The sequence below is a fragment of the Enterobacter sp. 50793107 genome (assembly GCF_001463365.1).
In the GTDB taxonomy this organism is placed as follows: domain Bacteria; phylum Pseudomonadota; class Gammaproteobacteria; order Enterobacterales; family Enterobacteriaceae; genus Enterobacter; species Enterobacter cloacae.
This window is the reverse complement of record NZ_LNII01000050.1, coordinates 219962-240339: the sequence shown is the minus strand read 5'-3', so window position 1 is coordinate 240339 and position 20378 is coordinate 219962. Positions and strand designations below refer to the sequence as shown.

Below are 20378 nucleotides of genomic sequence, written 5' to 3'. Positions count from 1 at the left end.
TAATATTCGCTGAATTGCCGATAAATAATATTATGCAGCGTATGTATTATTTAAATACATACGCTGCATGACGTTATTTCAAAACACCGGCACCCCCAACCCAACCTTCACCTCCCGCAACGTCTCCTGCGTCACCCCTTGCGCCCGTTCGGTCCCGCGCTTCAGCATTGCCATCAGTTCCCCCTTGTCACGCATATACATCGCCCTCCGCTCCCGCATCGGCGCAATCAGCTCCTGCAGGCACGCCTCCAGCTCGTTCTTACAAACCCGGTCGCCCAGCCCGCCCGCCTGATAATGCGCCTTCATCGCCGCCACTTTCTCCTTGTCCGGATGAAACGCGTCGAGATACGTAAACACCACGTTCCCCTCAATCTGCCCCGGGTCGCTCACCTTCAGGTGGTTCGGGTCGGTGTACATGGCGCTGACCGCACGGTGAATGGTCTCTTCGCTGGCAGAAAGGTGCAGCGTGTTGCCCAGCGACTTCGACATCTTGGCGCTGCCGTCGATGCCGGGCAGGCGGCTGGTGTCGCTCATCATCGCCTTACAGTGGCGCAGCACCGGAGCGGGCAACAGGCTGTTCATCTTGTGTACAATCTCGTTGGTCTGCTCAATCATCGGCAGCTGGTCGTCGCCGACGGGCACGCACTCGGCCTTAAACGCGGTGATGTCCGCCGCCTGGCTGATGGGGTAGGCCATAAACCCGACCGGCAGCGAGCGGGCGAAGCCCTTCTGCGCAATCTCGTTTTTCACCGTCGGGTTACGCTCCACGCGGGCGACGGTGACGATGTTCATATACAGCATCGTCAGCTCGGCGAGGGCGGGCAGGGCGGACTGCAGGCAGATCGTGGTCAGGTTCGGGTCGATGCCGGCGGCGAGGTAGTCGGCCAGCACTTCGGGGATGTTGTCGCGAATTTTCTGCGGGTTGCTGCCGTTGTCGGTCAGCCCCTGCAGGTCGGCAATCAGCACAAACTGGTTGTGTGTCTGCTGGAGCACCACGCGCTGGCGCAGCGATCCGACGAAGTGGCCAAGGTGCAGCGGGCCGGTTGGGCGGTCGCCAGTGAGGATGGTTGGCGTGTTCATAAAGACTCCTTAACGTTGTAATGCCGAAAGGGGTCTTAGATGTGTGAAAGCCGCCTTTCGGCGGCTATCTGAAAATGGGGAAAACTACTCCGTGCCGCCTTTAAGAAGGCAGCCACCAGCGGTTTACGGTGAGCACGGCGTGGTTTATGTTCATGCTTTTACCGTATCACGTCCGGCGCAAAAAACAAAAGGGCACGTCATGCTGCAATCTCTCAACCATCTGACCCTCGCGGTCAGCGACCTGCAAAAAAGCGTTACCTTCTGGCACGAGCTGCTGGGGTTAGCGCTGCATGCCCGCTGGAATACCGGGGCCTATCTCACCTGCGGCGATCTGTGGGTCTGCCTGTCGTACGACGAGGCGCGCCAGTATGTCCCGCCGCAGGAGAGCGACTACACCCACTACGCGTTTACCGTGGCGGAAGAGGATTTTGAACCGTTCTCGCACAGGCTGGAGCAGGCGGGCGTCACCGTCTGGAAGCAGAATAAAAGCGAGGGGGCGTCGTTCTATTTTCTCGACCCGGACGGGCACAAGCTGGAGCTGCACGTGGGCAGCCTCGCCGCGCGGCTGGCGGCGTGTCGCGAGAAGCCCTATGCGGGCATGGTGTTTACCTCAGACGGGGCTTGAGGCGCGTACCTTCAGCCTGCCCGCCAGCGTCACGTGCGTGGCGGCATCTTCCTGATTACACAGGTACTCCACCGCCAGCCGTCCCAGCTCGCTGTAGGGCAGCTGGATACTGGTCAGCGGCGGGGTGAGCTGCTCGGAGATCTTCTGGTCGTCGTAGCCCGCCAGCAGCATGTCCTGTGGGATGCGCACGCCGTTCACCGCCAGCGCCTGATAGCAGCCAATCGCCAGCCAGTCGCTGGCGCAGAAGATGGCGTCCGGGCGCTCGGCCAGTTCCAGCAGGGAAGCCGTCGCGGTAAAGGACTCGCTGAACTGCCAGTTGGTCTGGCGCACCAGACTGTCGTCGCACGCGAGTCCGGCCTGCTGCAGCGCCGCCTGGTAGCCCGCCAGACGCTGGCGGGAGGCCTCCATCCAGCTCTCGCCGGTGATGTGGGCGATGCGCGTGGCCCCGCAGGCGATGAGGTGTTTAGTCACCTGGAAGGCGTTGGCGTAGTCGTCCGGGATAAACGACGGCAGTAGCGGCGAGCCGGGGTCGCGCTGGTTAAGCAGCACCAGCGGGATGCGGGTGCAGTCCTGGAATGCCGTCATGTCCACCAGCGTGGTGACCGGAGAGGCGAGAATAATCCCGATGCAGTTGCGCTTCTCCAGCTGGCGGATGATGTTCAGCGCCAGCTCGATGTCGTCGCCGTAGTCGTAGACGGTGAGCAGCGTCTCGTTGCGCCACGCCGCTTCCCGTGCCTGACTGATGGCGTCGATAAACGGGTCGAAGCTCTGCATGGAGCTCACCAGCAGGGCGATCTCTTCCTGGTTGCGCGGGGCGTGAACGGCGGGGAGGCGGTCGTAGCCGAGCTCAGTGGCCACGTTAATCACCCGCTGGCGGGTGTCGTCGCTGAGCTTGATGTTGCGGGACTGGTTAAGCACCAGTGATACCGTCGCCTGCGACACCCCTGCCGCCCGCGCAATATCGTTCATCGTCACTTTCGTTTTTCGCTTCATCCGTCCTCTCCCTTTCGCGATTTCGCATCATACCCTAACCGCACGCTTTAGCGCCGTCGATCACGTTTCTCATTCATCGAAGCGTGAACTTTGTGAGGGCCGTCGCTTTTCTAAACGCCGTGATTTGCGCATTTATCCCGCAGCTAATATTTATTAGCTAAATATTATCAGTATGAGGACACGTAATGAAAGAGCAGTGGAGCAGGGAGCAGGCACAGGCGTGGTATCAGCAAAAAGGCTGGCTGTGCGGGTTTAACTACCTGCCGTCGACGGCGGTGAACTGGACCGATATCTGGCAGGAAGAGACCTTCGATGCCGCCACCATCGAGCGCGAGCTGGGCTGGGCGGCGGAGGCGGGTTATAACACCCTGCGCATTAATCTGCCGTTTATCGTCTGGGAGCACGACCGCGACGGGCTGATGGCGCGCATCGACCGCTTTTTGACGATTGCCGACAGTCGCGGCTTCAGCACCATGCTGACCCTGATGGACGACTGCGGCTTCTCCGGCGACGAGCCGTACCTCGGCCCGCAAAAGCCGCCGGTACCGGGCAAGCACAACAGCCAGGCGGCGGCGAGCCCGGGGCGCGACAAGGTGTGCGATCCCGACTGCTGGGCAAACATTGAACGCTATATCCGCGACGTTGTCCGCCAGTTCCGCGACGATAAGCGCGTGCTGCTGTGGGATCTCTATAACGAGCCGGGCAACCGCGGCATTTTCGCGACCGGCACGCAGGAGGTGCAGTACGACGCGAAGCTGGAGACCTGCGCGCACGAGTTGATGAAGCTGGCGTTCCGGTGGGTGCGTGAGGAGGACCCGACCCAGCCGCTCACCGTCTGCGCGTGGCGTCTGCCGCCGGAAGAGGAGGGCGAGACGTTCTTCCAGCATCCGCTGGACCAGACCGCACTGGCGCTCTCGGATGTGGTGAGCTTCCACGCTTACACCCACACTGGCCGCATGACGGCGATTATTCAGCAACTGCAAAAGCTTGGTCGGCCGCTGTTCTGCACCGAATGGCTGGCGCGCCACGTGGGCAGCACGATGGAAGAGCAGCTACCGCTGATGTACGCGGCGAAGGTCGCGCCGTATCAGTGGGGGCTGGTGCGCGGCAAAACCCAGACGTGGCTGCCGTGGCCGGTGGTGATGAAGGAGTCCACGGACTACTGCCGCCTCTGGTTCCACGACGTGTTTGAGGAGAACGGCATTCCGTTCTCACGCCGTGAAATCGCATTAATGCAACAGCTGCGCAAGATCGCCCCGCAGGCGCAGGGCTAATAATATCGACCCGGCGGCCGACCGCCGGGCAACCAGGCAGGCATATAACAATGGCAATGACAATGAAAATACCGTCTCGCGAGTTGTGGTCTTATTTTGGCTATGGTTTAGGTCAGTGTTTTAGCTTTGGTTTAGTAGGTTCGTTTATTAACTATTTTTACACCGACGTGCTGGGGATCTCGGCGCTGGCGGCGAGTACCATCTTCCTGATTGCCCGCGCGTGGGACGCGGTTCACGATCCGCTGTTTGCCAGCATTATGGACACCATTAACAGCCGGTTCGGCAAGTTTCGCCACTTTTTGCTGATTGCGCCTTTGCTGATCACCGGCGTCACGCTGCTGTCGTTCTATAAAATCGAAGCAGACATGACCACCAAAATCCTCTACGCCGGGGTGACGTATATCCTGTGGGGGACGCTGTATGCCATCTCCGATATCCCGTTCTGGTCGATGTCGTCGGTGATGACCAACGACTCCGCCCAGCGCACCCGCGCGGTGACGGCGGCGATGCTCGGGGTGAACGCGGGGATTGCCTGCGCCAACATCTTCTTCCCGAAGCTGGCGGCGTTCTTCGCCCAGTACAGCAATGATAAAGGCTACTTTATGGCGGCGCTGGTGATGATGCTGGTGGGCCTGCCGCTGATGCTCAACGGCTTTATGCAGATCAAAGAGCGCGTGCCGCCGAGCCCGGAAAAGGTGACCATCCGCGACACCTTCCACAACCTACGCCAGAACAAGCCGCTGTTTATTGTCCTGCTGTCGTTCTTTTTCTGCGTGTTTCACAACGTGGCGGGCGGGCTGTATATCTACTTCTTTATCAATAATCTGGGCGACGGCAGCCTGCAGATGGCGATTGGCGTGATGGGGATTGTGGCGGCGGTGCTGTGCCTGGTCGCCCCAATGCTGACGCGCCGGATGCAGAAGCGGAAGTTGTTTATGATCCTCTGCGGGCTGGACGTGGCGGTGCGCGTGGTGATGTGGTTCATCGGCTATCAGCAGGTGACGATGCTGTTTATTCTGCTCGGCCTGAGCACGCTGTTCGTGATGATGACCAACATCCTCACCTCGTCGATGATTGCCGACACCATTGAGTACGCGGAGTACCACACCCACAAGCGCTGCGCGGCGATCACCTTCTCCGGGCAGACCTTTACCGGCAAGATGTCGGTGGCGGTGGGCGGCGGGCTCATCGGCGTGTTTCTGACGATGATCGGTTACGTGCCGCAGGCGCAACTTCAGAGCGAAGGCGTGCTGTCGGGGCTGTTCTTCGGGATTTGTTTGTTACCGGCGATTGGCTCGTTGATCCGCATGGGCTTTATGTCGCGCTTTACCTTTACCGAGGAGAAGCATGCGGAGATTTGTCGGCTGCTGGCGGAGCGGAACGCGTCTGCGAAAGCGCCGGGTGGCGGCTGCGCCTTACCCGGCCTACAGAAAATTACAGTGACTTCACAAACGCCAGCAGATCTTCGTTGAGCTGGTCCTGGTGGGTCAGCGCGAAGCCGTGCGGCGCGTTGTCGTACACCTTCAGCGTGGCGTTTTTGATCATCTCTGCCGCCAGCTTGCCGGTGCTTTCAAACGGCACGATCTGGTCGTTGCTGCCGTGGATCACCAGCGTCGGCACGTCGATTTTCGCCATATCCGGGCGGAAGTCGGTTTCGCCGAACGCGGTCACGCAGTCGATGGTGCCCTTCAGTGACGCCAGCAGGGCGATGTTCAGCGTCTGGGTCAGGGCACCGGCAGAGACGGTCTGCCCGGCATTGATGCCGTAGAACGGGGTGGCGAAGTCGCTGATGAATTGGGCGCGATCTTTACGCAGGCCGTCGCGAATGCCGTCGAACACGCTCTGATCCACACCCTGCGGGAAGGTATCTGATTTACCGAAGATCGGCGTGACCGCGCCCAGCAGCGCCAGACCGGCCACGCGTGCGCTGCCGTAGTTATTGATGTAGCGGGTCACATCGCCGCCGCCCATGGAGAAGCCCACCAGCGTCACGTCCTGCAGGTCCAGGGTGGTAATCAGGTCGTTGATATCGGACGCAAAGGTGTCGTAGTCGTAGCCGTTCCACGGCTGATCCGAGCGGCCAAAGCCGCGACGGTCAAAGGCGATGGCGCGGAAGCCGCGTTCGGCCAGATAGTTCAGCTGGCTGTCCCACATGTCGCCGTCCAGCGGCCAGCCGTGGCTGAAGAGAACCGGTTTACCCGCGCCGCAGTCTTTGTAGTAAATCTGCGTGCCGTCTTTTGCCTTAAACGTTGCCATAGTGTGTTCCTGTACAGGTGATGGTTATGGTTATACCGGCGCGACCAGGTAGCGAATAGCCGGTGATGTTGTGCCCTGATGAAAAGCCAGAACGCGGCTCTGCAGCAGGAGGTCATTCATGGTGTGGCGCTCCTGCTGGCGCAGATGCTCAATCCAGGAGCCCATCAGGAAGGTCTCGATAAACAGTCCGGGGCGTTCGATATCCTCGTACACCGCCCAGCTCATCGCCCCGGCGCGGCGGCGCACCCGGCGCAGCTCGTGCACTGCCTGCAAAAACGCTTTCGCGTTGTGCGGGTCGATGATGTACTCGTGCGACACCAGCACCGGGCCGCGCTCGTTCGGCAGGTCGATCTCCACGCCGTCCAGCGGCTGGCCGCTGAGGTCGAGATTTAAATCAGGATCTTTCTCCAGCTTCCAGCGGAACACCGTCGCGCTCGCCAGCACCATTCCCAGCGTGGCGACCACCAGCGAAGTCGGGGTGCCAAACTGCGAAGCGATCTGTCCCCAGAGGGCGCTGCCGGCGGTCATCGAGCCGAAGAACACCGTCAGATAAACCGCCAGCGCGCGGGCTTTCACCCAGCGTGCCGCACTGCGCTGCGCGCCGAGGTTGAGGGTGGAAAGCACCGCAATCCACGCGAAGCCGGTGAAGAACTCAAACAGGTTCAGCAGCCAGAAGTGGCGTACGAACGCCAGCGCCAGCATGGTGAGGGCAAACGTCAGGCTGGCGGCCACCATCAGGCGGTCAGCGTTCAGCCGCTGGCGCAGCCGCGGCAGCAGGATCGCCCCGGCAATCGCCCCCAGGCCAATACACGCCAGCATCACGCCGTAGCCCGCCGGGCCTAAGCCCAGCTCGCGGCGCGCCACCAGCGGCAGCAGGGCCCAGCCCGCGCTGCCAAAAACGAAGAAGGCCACCGTGCGCACCAGCACGTTGCGCAGCACCGGCGCGGCGTGTACGTAACGGATGCCAGAGCGCACCGCCGAGAAGAAGTGCTCCGGCGGCAGACGCTGCACTGTCGGTGCGGGGCGCCAGCGCCACAGCACCCACGCCACGCCGACCACGGAGAGCGCGTTCAGGGCAAACACCATCCACGGCCCGGCCAGTGACAGCAGAAAACCGCCCAGCGCAGGGCCAATCGCCCGGCTGATGTTCACCCCGAGCGAGTTGAGCGCCACGGCGGCACCCAGCTCCGGCTTGCTCACCAGGTCAGGCACCACCGCCTGGAACGGCGGCGAGCTCATCGCCGCCCCCACGCTCAGCAGAAACGTCGTCACCAGCAGAACCGCAGGCGTGACGTGGCCGGTGAAGGAGAGCACCGCCAGCCCGGCGGCGGCGATGAACACCCACAGCTGGGAGAAGAGCAGGTATTTACGTCGGTCGACGATGTCCGCCATCACCCCGGACGGCAGGGCGAAGAGGAACATCGGCAGGCTGCTGGCCGCCTGTACCAGCGCGATATCCAGCGGATCGGCGCTCAGGCTCAGCATGCTCCAGTTAATACCGACGTCGCTCATCCATGAGCCGACGTTAGAGACCACCGTGGCGATCCACAGCATGCGGAACACCGGCTGGCTCAGCGGCTGCCAGGGCGAAACCGTCGGTGCGGGCGTCGTCTCGACGTGGGCGTCACGAACGTCGTTAACCTGGGTCATGCAAATTTCTCCGTTACCTTACGCTGCAGCCGCCACTGGCCCGGCCCGGTCAGGGCAAGGGTGGTGAAGATAATCAGCAGCAGCCAGCCAAACTGCCCTTCGGCAATCGACCAGTTCGGGTGTACCGCCAGCATCGCCACCAGCAGCACGGCAATAATCGGCAGGCACGCCAGGCGGGTGTAAACACCCGCAATGATAAACAGCGGGCAGATCACCTTGGCGACAATCGCCGGGATCAGGCTCGCCCAGGGCCCGAAGCCGAACGGATCTTCAATGCGCGTCAGCTCTTCGCTGAAGTGCAGCACCTTCGGCAGGCCGTGTACGTACAGCAACAGCAGGCTGCCGGTCAGACGCAGGAAAAACAGCCCCAGGTCGACCCGGGGCGGAGCAAAGGTGTTTTTCATCAGAATGCAAAGCAGCTGCAGCCCAGCGCCCCCCAGAATGCGTTATCGTCCGACACCGGTATCTCTGACGTGCGGGCAAAATCATGCTGGTGGCTGTGCACCCCGCACGGGCCGCTGCAGTGGTGGACGGCGTTCATACCCACGCGTGTGGCCTGCGGCGGCGCGCTGCGGTAGTGGCCCGGCACCTTCACCACCGGGGACCACTCAGGCAGGACCGGAATGGCAGGCGGGGCCAGCGGGCCAAAGCTGCCTGCGGCGTAGACGATATCGCCGTTGACCACCGTCAGGACGGATTCGATGCCCTTGATCTCCTCTTCCGGCACGCGGAAGTAGTCTTTGCTCAGCACCGCCAGATCGGCGAGCTGACCGACCTTAATCTGCCCCTTCTGGTTCTGTTCGCTGGAGAACCACGCGCTGCCCTGGGTCCAGAGCATCAGGGCGGTGTCGCGATCCAGACGGGCGCTGTGATCGTACATCTGCATCCCGCCGACGGTGCGGCCAGAGACCAGCCAGTAGAGGGCGGTCCACGGGTTGTAGCTCGCCACGCGGGTGGCATCGGTGCCTAAGCCCACCGGTACGCCGGTCTCCAGCATTTTTGCCACCGGTGGCGTATGGCGGGTGGCTTCAATGCCGTAACGCTCGGCAAAGTATTCGCCCTGGAAGGCCATACGGTGCTGCACGGCAATGCCGCCGCCGAGCGCTTTGATGCGGTCGATGTTGGCCTGGGTGACGGTCTCTGCATGGTCGAAGAACCAGTGCAGGCCGTTAAACGGAATATCGCGGTTAACTTTTTCGAACACGTCCAGCATGCGGCTGATGGACTCGTTGTAGGTGGCGTGCAGGCGGAACGGCCAGCGGTGCTCTACCAGATGGCGCACCACGCGCTCCAGCTCATCCTCCATACCCGGCGCGAGGTCAGGACGCGGTTCGAGAAAATCTTCAAAATCGGCGGCGGAGAAGACCAGCATCTCGCCCGCGCCGTTATGGCGGAAGAAGTCGCTGCCCTGGCCCGGCGTGAGCATGTCGGTCCATTTCTCAAAGTCTTCCAGCTCGTGGCCCGGACGCTGGGTAAAGAGGTTGTAGGCGATGCGGACGGTCATCTGCTTCTTCTCGTGCAGCTCGGCAATCACCTCGTAATCTTCCGGGTAGTTCTGGAAGCCGCCGCCCGCGTCGATGGCGCTGGTCAGCCCCAGACGGTTCAGCTCGCGCATAAACTGGCGGGTGGAGTTAACCTGCTGCTCCAGCGGCAGCTTCGGCCCTTTGGCCAGCGTGGCGTAGAGGATCATGGCGTTCGGACGGGCGATCAGCATCCCGGTCGGGTTGCCGTTGGCGTCGCGCTGGATCTCGCCGCCCGGCGGGTTTGGCGTGTCTTTGGTGTAGCCAACCACCTTCAGCGCGGCGCGGTTGAGCAGGGCGCGGTCGTAGAGGTGCAGGATAAAGACCGGGGTATCCGGCGCGGCGTCGTTAATTTCATCCAGGGTTGGCATGCGGCGTTCGGCAAACTGGAACTCGCTCCAGCCGCCCACCACGCGCACCCACTGTGGCGATGGCGTGCGCAGGGCTTGTTCTTTCAGCATCCGCAGGGCATCGGCCAGAGACGGCACGCCTTCCCAGCGCAGCTCGAGGTTGTAGTTCAGCCCGCCACGAATGAGGTGCAGGTGGGAGTCGTTCAGGCCGGGGATGGCGGTGTGGCCTTTTAAATCCACCACTTTAGTGCCGTCGCAGTGGTGTTGCATCACCTCGGCGACGGTACCCACTTCCAGAAATTTTCCGTCGCGCACGGCGACGGCTTCCGCCACAGGATTCTCGCGATCGACGGTGTGAAACTGGCCGTTAACCAGAATGAGATCGGCTTTTCCAAGGGTAACCATAACTGCTCCTGACTGAGAGGGGAATGGTCAGGATTATGGGAACCGGTTTCGGCAAAGATCCAGTTATACAATAGGATAGGTATACCAAAGTATAACTATACCTAAGGTTAACTATACGAAGAGATAATTACGCACAGGCGCAGAAGGCCGCAGGATGGGGGCGACTTTATCGGCGTGGCACTCACGGCGATTTCACCCTTAACCACTGGAAAATGCTATGACCTCTTCAAAGCTCGAAGTATTAACCCCTGCGAACTGTCAGATTATTTTCATCGACCACCAGCCACAGATGGCGTTTGGCGTGCAGTCTATTGACCGCCAGGTGCTGAAAAACAACACCGTGGCGCTGGCGAAAGCGGCCAAAGTGTTCAACATCCCGACCATCATCACCACCGTAGAGACTGAAAGCTTCTCCGGTAACACCTACCCGGAGCTGCTGGACGTGTTCCCGGGCCAGGACATTCTGGAGCGTACCTCCATGAACTCCTGGGATGACCAGAAGGTGCGCGACGCGCTGAAAGCCAACGGCAAGAAGAAGGTGGTGGTTGCCGGTCTGTGGACCGAAGTGTGCAACAACAGCTTTGCCCTGTGCGCAATGCTGGAAGGCGACTACGAAATTTATATGGTGGCGGACGCGTCCGGCGGTACCACCAAAGAAGCCCACGACTTTGCCATGCAGCGCATGATCCAGGCGGGCGTGATCCCGGTGACCTGGCAGCAGGTGATGCTGGAGTGGCAGCGCGACTGGGCGCGTAAAGAGACCTACACCGCGGTGATGGATATCGTGCGCGAGCACTCCGGCGCGTACGGCATGGGCGTGGATTACGCTTACACCATGGTGCACAAAGCGCCGTCTCGCCAGAAGAGCGAGCACCGTACCTTAGCGCCGGTCCCGGCCCGCTAAGTCCCGGCGGCAGGCTGGTCCCTCATCCGGCCTGCCACTGACTGCTTTCTGGAGTTCTCTATGAGTACAGGGTTGATATCCCTTGCGGCAGGCGTGTTGATCGGCCTGATGTATGCCGCGCTGAAGGTACGCTCCCCCGCGCCGCCCGCGCTGGCGCTGATTGGCCTGCTGGGGATGCTGGCCGGGGAGCAGGCGACGCGCCATCTGTTAGCCCGCGACAGCGTGGTGAGCGTTCCGGCAGTGGTTCACCATCCGGCAGGAGAGTCATCATGAAGGCCTGGATAATTTCGCTGGTGTGCGGCGTGCTGGCTGGGGTAATTTACGCTCTGCTCAACGTCCACTCTCCGGCACCGCCGGTTGTCGCCCTGCTTGGCCTGTTTGGTATGCTGGTGGGCGAACAGCTGATCCCGGTGGGACGTCGCATACTGAATCGCGAACCGCTGACTCTGGCCTGGTTTCGTCACGAGTGTGTGCCGAAAATCAGCGGCACGGCGCCTCCCGCGCCCGTGAAGGAAAACCGCGACGTTTAATGATTTTTTGAGGAATAACAGCATGACGCTGCCGTGGCGCATTGCCATCATTGATGACGAACGTTCTGTCCGCAGCGGGCTGAGTAACCTCCTGGAGTCGGAAGGGTATGCGACCGACACGTTTGATTCGGCAGAGGTGTTTCTGAGCCACCCGTTCGCCCTGTCCGGCGCGGCGCTGGTGATCACCGATATCAAGCTGCGGGGCATGAACGGCCTGGAGCTGTTTGAAAAGCTGCGGCTGCTGGCTGCCCCGCCTCCCCCCGTACTCTTTATCTCCGGTCATGCTGATGAAAATATGCAGCGGTACGCTCTTGATTTGGGCGCCGCTGCATTTTTGCGTAAGCCTATTAACATCGATATTCTGCTGGATCATATTCAGCGGGAGCTGGCCCGCCGACAATAAGGATCGCGGATGAACGAAAACGAGCTGCCTGCATTCTGGCCCGCCCAGGGAAATCTCCATGATGGGCGGGTTTTTGTCCTTAAAGAGGATGTCATTTTTACCGTGCTGGCGCAGGAGGGCGGGATCTCCTGGATGAACGCCCGACATCCTCATTCTGGCGGCTCCTTTATCATTGCCACCGCGGTCAGCGACGAAGAGGAAGAGCGGGCCACCCGGCTGCTCAAAAATGAGTTTGCGTTGCGCGATCACCTGCAGGACAGCTGGGCCGTTCGCGCCGTGGCCTCCACCCAGTACCGGGGGCGTTTTGCACTGGTGTATGCGCCGTTTTCGTTTGAGCTGCTGGCGCGACGCGCGGGCAGGGCGATCTCGGGGATCGCCCGGTTTATCGAGCTGGCGATCCAGATCTGCACGCCGCTGCGTCAGATGCACCTGCAAAACCTGATCCACGGCGATATCAAGCCCGGCAATATCTTTGTTCATCACGATTCAACCTGCCGTCTGGGCAGCTTTGGCCTGTCATGTAGCATCTCCGGGGCCTTTTCCCAGACCCGGCTGGCCGTCTCTGGCGGTACGCCCGCCTATATGTCCCCGGAGCACACCACCCGCACACAGCGGGCCGTCGATTGCCGCAGCGATCTCTACAGCCTGGGCATTGTGCTTTATGAGCTCCTGACCGGACGCCTGCCGTTTGAGCTGGGCGAGAACGAGCAGACCAACTGGGCGCATTACCACATTGCCTCTGAGCCGCTTTCTCCCGCCGTGTTGCGCCCGGATGTGCCCGACATGCTGTCGACCATCATCCTCAAGCTGCTGGAGAAGCAACCCGATAACCGCTACCAGACCGTCGACGGGCTGATTGCCGATCTTCGACGCTGTCAGGCGACGTTAACCTCCGAAGGCGAGATCGTCGCCTTTACGCCCGGCCAGCAGGATCGGACGCCGGCGATCCATCTGGCGGACTCCCTGTTTGCGGCGCATCCGCAGGCAAACGACGTCATCGCCGCGTTTGAGCGGGTGGGGCAAAACATTGTGCCGGAGCTGGTGACAATCGGCGGGCCGTCGGGGATCGGTAAATCCTCGATCATCGCCACGGCGCTAAAAACGTTGCAGCAGCGCAGGGTGCTGCTGGCGGTGGGCAAGGTCGATCAGTTTTCGCCGACGTTACCCTACGGCGTATTAAGCTCGGCGTTTCGCACCCTGACGCTGCACCTGCTCGGGCTGCCTGCGGAAGAGGTGGCGAAGTGGAAAATCCGCCTCTCGCGCGCCCTGGAAGGATATGAAGAGCTGGCTGTCAGCCTGGTGCCCGAGCTGGGGTTGCTGCTGGAGAGTAAACCTCGCTTCTCGGCAGATACATTTTCCATTGATGCCCGGGCCCGCTTCAGCCATATGGTGCTGGTGCTGGTTAAAACCTTTGCCTCGCAGGGCTGTCCGCTGGTCTTGCTGCTTGACGATCTGCAGTGGAGCGACGCCGCCAGCCTGCAAACGTTGAAGCACCTGCTGGCGACCTGCGGTGCCATTCCGCTATTGCTGGTGGTGGCGCACCGGGACATCGCCTCGTTATCCGATCCCGCGTTACAGCAGCAGCTCGCGAGCCTGCCGGCGTCGGCGCAACACGCCATCGAGATTATCCCGCAGCCGCTGACGGTGAAGGCGGTAGCACGCTGGCTGGGCACGCTGTTTCGCGTGCGCAGCGCCACAACAACCGATCTCGCCACGCTTATCCACGAAAAAACCGGCGGCAACCCGCTGTTCGTGCATGAGTTTTTCCGCCGCATTGTTGATGACGGGCTGGTGGTGCATAACAAGTATCAGGATAAATGGCAGTACGATCTGCAGGCGATCCGCGCCCGGCATTACACCGAAAATGTCGTCACCCTGGTGCTGGAAAAGCTCGAAGAGATGCCCGACGAGACGCGTCGTCTGCTGGGCAGCATTGCCTGTCTTGGCGGCACGGGCGAGCTGGAGATGTTGTGCCGCGTGGTCGGGATGTCGGTGGCGGAAATCCGTTATGCGCTGCACCCGGCGGTGATGGCGCAGCTGATTGTGCTGACGGAAAAAGCGTATGCCTTTACCCACGACAGGGTGCAGGAGGCTGCTTTCGCACTGCTGGATCAGCGTGAGAGGAGCCACCTGCACCTGACCACCGCCAGCCTGCTGGCCGAGGCCGCGCGTCAGGCGGCGGGGAACGAACTGCTGTTCCGCGCCGTGCACCACGTGACGGCCGCGCTGGACAGCATTCAGCCCGCGCCGCAGCGCCAGATGTTCCGCGAGCTCAGCCTGCTGGCCGCACGGCGGGCGAAGCGCACCGGCGATTATCATTCGGCCCTGAGCTACATTCAGACCGCCAGAGCGCTGGGCAATGCCGGGGCGGTGTCTGACTTTATGCTCGACATCGAAGAGGCGGGCTGTGAATTTGCGCTCGGCCACCTGGAGCGAACCCGCGAGCTGTGTGACGCGATCCTCGGCTGCCCCGGCGGGCTGACTGAAAAAGCGCTGGCGGCTAACCTGCTGGTGGAAGTCTACATTCGCCAGTCCGACAGCCGTCTGGCGCTGGAGGCGGCGCTGTGCTGGCTGGGGATTTTTGGTATCCAGATCAGCCACTACCCGGAAGACGTCGAGTGCGACGAAGCCTGGAAACACTTCTGCAACCGCGTGGGTGACGCGCCGCAACAGCAATTTGTCCAGCTCTCGCAAATGGACAACCCGCAAACCGAAGCGGTGATGAACCTGCTGTATAGCGCCAGCATTTGCGCCAGTTTTATCTGTCCGCGCCTGCACTTTTTGCTGCTTTGTCGCATGATGCATCTGACCCTCGACCACGGTATCACCGGCGCCTCCACCACGGCGATGGCCTGGTTTGGCGTATTGATTGGCCAACGCTACGCCGAGTATCGCCTTGGTTTCCAGTACGGCACGCTGGCCCGCGAGCTGGTAAACCGTCACGGCTACGATGCCTTTGAAGCCAAAACCCTGCTGCCGCTCGATCAGCTCAGCGTCTGGACCCAGCCGCTGTCATTCACCATCGAGTGCGCCAAAGCCTGCTTTACCGCCGCCGTCACTCACGGTGATATGACGGTGGCCTGCTTTGCGGCCTGCCATCAGGTGATCAACTTCCTCTCGCGGGGCGATCATCTGGACGGGGTGCTGACCAGCATCGATCGCGGTCTGGCCTTTGTCCGTAAAACCCACTTCCAGGACATCGAAACGATTTTGATGCTCCAGCGCGGCTACGTTGAGTTTCTGCGTACGCCGGTCATCGGCACCTGGAGCGCCGCGCAGGTACTCCCTGAAGCGATGCTGCCAGCGGCGCCTGAGCAGGCCCCGGAGCAGACCTCGACCATGTTGTTCTGGTACTGGCTGTACCGTGGGATGGCGCACTTTACCTGCGGGGAGTATGCCGCCGCGCAGGCGGAGCTGGAGCAGGCGGGCTGGTTCGCATGGTCTGCGCCCGGCCACATTCACCTGCTGGATTACCATCTCTACAGCGCCCTGTCGCTTTCCAGACAGCTGACGCCGGAGACCTTCTCGGCAAATCACCGTCGCAGCATTCACGCCCACTACGACAAAATCGCCCTCTGGGCACGGATTAATCCGGGCACGTTTGCCGACAAAGAGGCGCTGATTTACGCCGAAATCGTGCGTCTGGACGGGATGAACAGCATTGCGCTTGAGCAGTATGAGAAAGCGGTGCGCCTCTCGCGGGAGGGTGGTTTTAATCCGCTGAACGCGCTGGCCCACGAGCTGGCAGGGCGCTTTGCCCTTGCCTGCGGCTATCCGACCGCCTCGGACGCCCACTTCCGCGGGGCGATCGCCGCCTGGGGCCGCGCCGGTGCACAGGCAAAAGTGCGCCAGCTTGAGCAGGATTTTCCGCATCTTCTGAGCTCCGCCCAGGCCAGCGCGTACGACACGGTGGCTTTCGCGCAGAATGAAGTGATTCGCGATCTGCAAAGCGTGATCAAGGCGTCACGCGCGCTGTCTGAAGAAATTAACCTTGAGCGGTTAATCGAAAACCTGATGACGCTGCTGCTTGAACGGGCCGGGGCGCAGCGCGGTCTGCTGCTGCGCGTGAGCGACAACCATATCCCGGAGATCGAGGCCAGCGCGTGGACCAGTACTGACGGCGTGCGGGTGCGGATCCTGAAAGAGGTCCCGATGGCGACCGATATGCCGCTGTCGGTGCTGGCGGCGGTGATCCGCACCGGACAGGAGATCCGCACCGGCAAGCCGGAAGAGTTCCACCCCTTCAGCCAGGATCCTTATCTCGTGACCTCGGGGGCGGCCGTGATGTGCGTCCCGATGTTCAAACAGGCGCGTCTGGTGGGCGTGCTCTACCTGGAAAATCGCCTGATGCCGGAGGTCTTTACCGCCGAGCACTCCCGCGTGGTGAGCCTGCTGGGGGCGCAGGCGGCGGTCTCGCTGGAGACGGCGCGCCTGTATGCCGAGCTGCTGGCGGAAAACATCCAGCGTCGTCGCGTGGAGAAAGAGCTGCGATCCAGCCAGACCTCGCTGATGCTGGGCGAGCAGATCAGCCACACCGGCAGCTGGCGCTGGGAGCTGGAGCAGGATCTGATGTTTATCTCCGAGGAGTACGCCCGAATCCTCGGCCTGCCTGAACAGCAAAAGAAGATCTCCATGGCGGAGTTTTTGACCTTTGTGCATCAGGATGATTACGCCCGGATCAGTACCATCGTCACCCAAAGCGTACGCGAAGGGCTCTCCATGCGGGCGGAGTTCCGCATTAACCGTACCGATGGCTCAACCCGCTATATTCTCGGGATTGGCGATCCGGTGGGCGTGGGCAGCGAGGTGAACGAGTATTACGGCATCATCACCGACATTACCAGCCAGCGGGCGGCGGAAGATGCGATGCGGGTGGCGCAGGCGGATCTGGCGCGCGTTTCCCGGGCGACCACCGTCGGGCAATTGACCTCTTCCATCGCTCATGAGATCAACCAGCCGCTGATGTCGATCGTCTCCAACGCCGGGGCGAGCCTGCGCTGGCTCAACCGGGAGCCAGCCCGGCTGGATAAAGTGCGTGAAGGGCTGGAGGAGATCGCCGCTGAAGGGGCGCGGGCGGGGGAGATCATCCGCAGCATTCAGTCCCTGACGCGCAAGCAGGATCCGACCTTCTCACGCATCGATCTGCACTACCTGGTCCACCATATCATCGCGCTGTCGCGCAGCGAGCTTGAGCAGCGACACATTAGCGTCGATTACCTTTTGCAGGCGCAGGACAGCTTTATCACCGGCGACAGCGTGCAGATCCAGCAGGTGCTGCTCAACCTGGTGATGAACGCGGTAGAGGCGATGGCCGAGGTGAAAGATCGCTCTTGCACCATCACCATCAGCACCAGCAATGCAGAAGGGAGAGTGCTGGTGGAGATAGCCGATACCGGCAGCGGCATAGAGCCTGAGCGGCTGGAGAAGATTTTTGACTCGTTCTATTCCACCAAAGCGCAGGGCATGGGGATGGGGCTGACCATCAGCGCCAGCATCATTGAGCGGCACTGCGGGAAACTGAGCGCGCGCCGCCGGGAGCCGCACGGCACCGTCTTTGCTTTTGCGCTGCCGCTTGCGGCACAGGAAGGGTAACGGCTATTCCGTTGGCAGACTTTTGCTCAGGCGTTCCACAACCCTGACCAGCTCTGCCACGGAGCGCACCTGCATCTTCTCCATCACGCGGCGGCGATGGACTTTCACCGTGATTTCGCTCACCCCAAGCTCGGCGGCGATCTGCTTGTTCAGCAGGCCGCTTATCGCCAGCTGGAGCACTTCATGTTCGCGCGGGGTAAGAGACATATGGCGCTGCTTCAGGGCGTAGTGCTCTTTGTTACGCACGGCGTTGTTTTCCGCCAGCCGGAGCGCGGATTCAATGGCGTCGATAAGCGCGGCGGATTCAACCGGTTTGGTCAGAAACTCATAGGCCCCGCCTTTGATGGCGCGAACCGACATCGGGATGGTGCCGTGGCCGGTGAGGAAAATAATCGGGATCTCACGCCCGCTGTCCCTGAGGGCATCAGCCACCTCAAAACCGGAGATGGTGGGCATTTGCATATCGAGGATCACGCACGAAGGCAGATCCTCGAAGCGGTGCTGAAGAAATGCTTCTGCCGATGAAAAGCCGATAGCGTTCAGGTCTGCCGATTCCAGTAGCCCGGTCACGGACTGCCTGACGGCGTCATCGTCATCAACCACATACACAATGTGTTCCATTCACCGCCCCGGTGCTGATTTAAAGGTCGAGGATGCAAACCGTCCCTTCGGTTACGTAAGAGACTGTTTATGCTGACTTTCATCTTAACACATTAAATATCATTATCATTTAACAATATGATAACCATATGAAGTATAGCGAGCCGGAGCAGGGGCGGTGAAGGAACGAAACGCTGTTTTTATGCACCGACAAGCTCAATGCGATTGCCGTCCGGGTCCGCGATTACCGCTTCATAGAAGCCGTCCCCGGTCATCCGCGGGGCGCTAAGCAGCGTGCCGTTTGCCCTGGCCTGTGCCGCCATGCTGTCCACCTGTGCTTTTCCGCCGACGTTGATGGCGATATGCGCCCAGCCAATAAATTCCGGGTGGGCAGGCGCGTCGGGCAGGTCCGGAATGGTCATCAGCTCAATCGTCGGCCCCTCGTCCAGGGTAATAAAATGGGACTCAAAGCCCGGACGATTTTTACTGACGTAGCGTGCGTTGCTGCGGCCATTAAACACCGTTTCCCAGAACTGAACCTGGGTCTTAAGGCTGCGGGTCCAGAGTGCGACATGTGCAATATTCATTGTAACCCTCGTTGTTTGTGTTGCGCGGTTATGCAACATTATGCGCATTGATACTCGATTAGAATTTTTAAAGGACTTTCAATGCTCGATTATGCAGCTTTTCCTGAACAGCGACAAGCGCGGATCCGCCAGATCCTTCAGAAGAGCGGAAGGGTGGTCTGTACCGAGCTGGCGAGCCAGATGAACGTATCCGAGCACACGATTCGCCGTGATTTACATGAACTTAGCAAAGAGGGGTATTGCAAAAAGGTCTACGGCGGCGCGGTGCTTCAGCTTTCGGATGCGGGTAATTTTTTAAGCCGCGAGCAGAAAATAAGTGCAGAAAAGCACACAATCGCGCAGAAAGCAGCAACGCTGGTTCAGGCGGGCGGGTGCATTTTTATTGACGCGGGTACAACAAACCTGGCGCTGGCGAAAGCCCTCCCGGCGGATCTCAACGTCACGGTGGTGACCAACTCCCCGGCCATCGCCACGGAACTGCTGCGCCATCCCCTGTGCGAGGTGATCATCACCGGCGGGCAGATCCAGCGGGCATCCGGCGGGTCGGTGGGCGCCACGGCCGCGGGTCAGATCCAGGGCATCATCTTCGATCAGGCCTTTATTGGCGGCTGCGCGATGGATCCGCAGATGGGACTCACCGGCTTTGACTTTGCCGACTGCGAATTCAAAAAGGCGGTTATCGCCCAGAGCAACCAGACCATCGTGGCCCTGACGGCAGACAAACTTCCCGGTGTGGCGCGCTTTGTGGTGGCGACGTGCCAGGACATTGATGTGCTGGTGGTAGAAGAGGCGCTGGAACAGGGCGTTGTCGACGCGTTTGCGGCCCAGGACATTCGCATTGTGTGCGCCTGAGGACTTTCACGGGTAAAACAGGCTACACTCTGGTTTTGAGCGCTAAATGCTGAGGACATAACAATGCACTACACACTGAAAGACGGCGATAAGGATAAAGCGGAAGGGACACAGAGCGCACTGCAGCAGAAGCTGCTGGAATCCCGCTCGATTGTTATCTCCGGTGAAATCAACCAGGCGCTGGCAGAGAAAGTCATCACCCAGCTGATCCTGCTGCAAAGCGTGAGCAACGATCCGATCAAACTGTACATCAACAGCCAGGGCGGTCACGTGGAAGCCGGTGATACCATTCACGACTTCATCAAGTTCATCCGCCCGGACGTGCACGTGATCGGCACCGGCTGGGTGGCGAGCGCCGGGATCACCATCTTCCTGGCGGCGAAAAAAGAGCATCGCTACTCGCTGCCAAACACCCGCTTTATGATCCACCAGCCGCTGGGCGGCGTGCGCGGTCAGGCGACGGATATTGAGATTGAAGCGCGCGAGATCATCCGCATGCTGGACCGGGTAAACAAACTGATCGCCGACGCCACCGGCCAGCCGCTGGAAAAAGTGAAAAAAGACACCGACCGCAACTTCTGGATGTCTCCGGCCGAAGCGCTGGATTACGGCATTGTGGGTAAACTGATTACCCATTATGACGATCTGAAGCTGGATTAAGTTTTTAACGCCGTGTACGTGTCGGGTGGCGGCTACGCCTTACCCGACCTACGCGTGCTGGTTTGACCCATGACAAGTTCCCCCTCTGCCTTCTTGC

18 protein-coding genes are annotated in these 20378 nt (G+C 60.8%); 10 read left to right on the top strand and 8 right to left on the bottom strand.

The annotated features are described in order from the left end of the window. Positions 1-78: 78 nt before the first annotated feature. Positions 79-1080: a tryptophan--tRNA ligase gene (trpS, locus tag APU11_RS07390; RefSeq protein ID WP_058651145.1), complete on the bottom strand. Its 1002-nt coding sequence runs from the start codon at positions 1078-1080 to the stop codon at positions 79-81. A gap of 199 nt (positions 1081-1279) precedes the next feature. Here trpS and fosA point away from each other — a divergent pair, with 199 nt between their 5' ends. Then, positions 1280-1705: a FosA/FosA2 family fosfomycin resistance glutathione transferase gene (gene fosA / locus APU11_RS07385; RefSeq protein WP_023305374.1), complete on the top strand. Its 426-nt coding sequence runs from the start codon at positions 1280-1282 to the stop codon at positions 1703-1705. Here the strand turns inward: fosA and APU11_RS07380 are convergent. After that, the gene (locus APU11_RS07380; RefSeq protein WP_038981721.1) at positions 1691-2698 is read right to left on the bottom strand and encodes a LacI family DNA-binding transcriptional regulator; all 1008 of its coding nucleotides are present in this window, start codon (positions 2696-2698) and stop codon (positions 1691-1693) included. The two genes, fosA and APU11_RS07380, sit on opposite strands and share 15 nt — an antisense overlap. 185 nt (positions 2699-2883) lie before the next feature. Here APU11_RS07380 and APU11_RS07375 point away from each other — a divergent pair, with 185 nt between their 5' ends. Both APU11_RS07375 and APU11_RS07370 read left to right on the top strand, forming a co-directional pair. After that, a complete protein-coding gene (locus tag APU11_RS07375; RefSeq protein ID WP_058651144.1) occupies positions 2884-3972 on the top strand; it encodes a cellulase family glycosylhydrolase in 1089 nt (362 codons plus the stop codon). 50 nt (positions 3973-4022) lie between these two features. Continuing rightward, the gene (locus tag APU11_RS07370; RefSeq protein WP_058651143.1) at positions 4023-5444 is read left to right on the top strand and encodes an MFS transporter; all 1422 of its coding nucleotides are present in this window, start codon (positions 4023-4025) and stop codon (positions 5442-5444) included. Here APU11_RS07370 and APU11_RS07365 read toward each other — a convergent pair. From APU11_RS07365 to APU11_RS07350, 4 genes are read right to left on the bottom strand one after another with little or no spacing between them, the layout of a single operon-like run. Further along, entirely contained in the window at positions 5407-6228 is an 822-nt protein-coding gene (locus APU11_RS07365) for an alpha/beta hydrolase (RefSeq protein WP_014830493.1), read from the bottom strand. The genes APU11_RS07370 and APU11_RS07365 overlap by 38 nt on opposite strands. Positions 6229-6258: 30 nt before the next feature. Continuing rightward, complete coding sequence (locus APU11_RS07360) at positions 6259-7878, bottom strand: MFS transporter (RefSeq protein WP_013095408.1); 1620 nt, start codon at positions 7876-7878, stop codon at positions 6259-6261. Then, complete coding sequence (locus APU11_RS07355) at positions 7875-8282, bottom strand: DoxX family protein (RefSeq protein ID WP_058651142.1); 408 nt, start codon at positions 8280-8282, stop codon at positions 7875-7877. The genes APU11_RS07360 and APU11_RS07355 overlap by 4 nt, the downstream gene beginning before the upstream one ends. After that, positions 8282-10153, bottom strand: coding sequence for an amidohydrolase (locus APU11_RS07350; protein ID WP_038418608.1), 1872 nt, complete (start codon positions 10151-10153; stop codon positions 8282-8284). The genes APU11_RS07355 and APU11_RS07350 overlap by 1 nt, the downstream gene beginning before the upstream one ends. A 217-nt stretch (positions 10154-10370) precedes the next feature. On the opposite strand from APU11_RS07350, the gene APU11_RS07345 reads away from it, so the two are divergent. From APU11_RS07345 to APU11_RS07325, 5 genes are read left to right on the top strand one after another with little or no spacing between them, the layout of a single operon-like run. Continuing rightward, positions 10371-11057 (top strand): hydrolase, encoded by a 687-nt coding sequence (locus APU11_RS07345; RefSeq protein ID WP_013095411.1) that lies wholly within the window; start codon positions 10371-10373, stop codon positions 11055-11057. 60 nt (positions 11058-11117) lie between these two features. Continuing rightward, a complete protein-coding gene (locus tag APU11_RS07340; protein WP_013095412.1) occupies positions 11118-11330 on the top strand; it encodes a DUF1427 family protein in 213 nt (70 codons plus the stop codon). Continuing rightward, the gene (locus APU11_RS07335) at positions 11327-11587 is read left to right on the top strand and encodes a XapX domain-containing protein (protein WP_013095413.1); all 261 of its coding nucleotides are present in this window, start codon (positions 11327-11329) and stop codon (positions 11585-11587) included. The genes APU11_RS07340 and APU11_RS07335 overlap by 4 nt, the downstream gene beginning before the upstream one ends. A 22-nt stretch (positions 11588-11609) precedes the next feature. Continuing rightward, positions 11610-11990 carry a response regulator gene (locus APU11_RS07330; protein WP_013095414.1) on the top strand — a complete coding sequence of 127 codons (381 nt, stop codon included), beginning with the start codon at positions 11610-11612 and terminating at the stop codon, positions 11988-11990. Between the two features lie 9 nt (positions 11991-11999). Then, a complete protein-coding gene (locus tag APU11_RS07325; RefSeq protein ID WP_058651141.1) occupies positions 12000-17582 on the top strand; it encodes an ATP-binding sensor histidine kinase in 5583 nt (1860 codons plus the stop codon). Between the two features lie 3 nt (positions 17583-17585). Here the strand turns inward: APU11_RS07325 and APU11_RS07320 are convergent, their stop codons facing one another. Next, a complete protein-coding gene (locus APU11_RS07320; protein WP_023620669.1) occupies positions 17586-18203 on the bottom strand; it encodes a response regulator in 618 nt (205 codons plus the stop codon). 179 nt (positions 18204-18382) lie between these two features. Beyond that, positions 18383-18769, bottom strand: a complete 387-nt coding sequence (locus APU11_RS07315; RefSeq protein WP_058651140.1) for a VOC family protein — start codon at positions 18767-18769, stop codon at positions 18383-18385. Positions 18770-18850: 81 nt separating this feature from the next. Between APU11_RS07315 and APU11_RS07310 the strand changes: the two genes are divergently transcribed. Next, entirely contained in the window at positions 18851-19621 is a 771-nt protein-coding gene (locus APU11_RS07310) for a DeoR/GlpR family DNA-binding transcription regulator (RefSeq protein WP_058651139.1), read from the top strand. Positions 19622-19684: 63 nt separating this feature from the next. Then, entirely contained in the window at positions 19685-20281 is a 597-nt protein-coding gene (locus tag APU11_RS07305) for an ATP-dependent Clp protease proteolytic subunit (RefSeq protein WP_013095419.1), read from the top strand. The last annotated feature ends 97 nt before the right edge of the window (positions 20282-20378 follow it).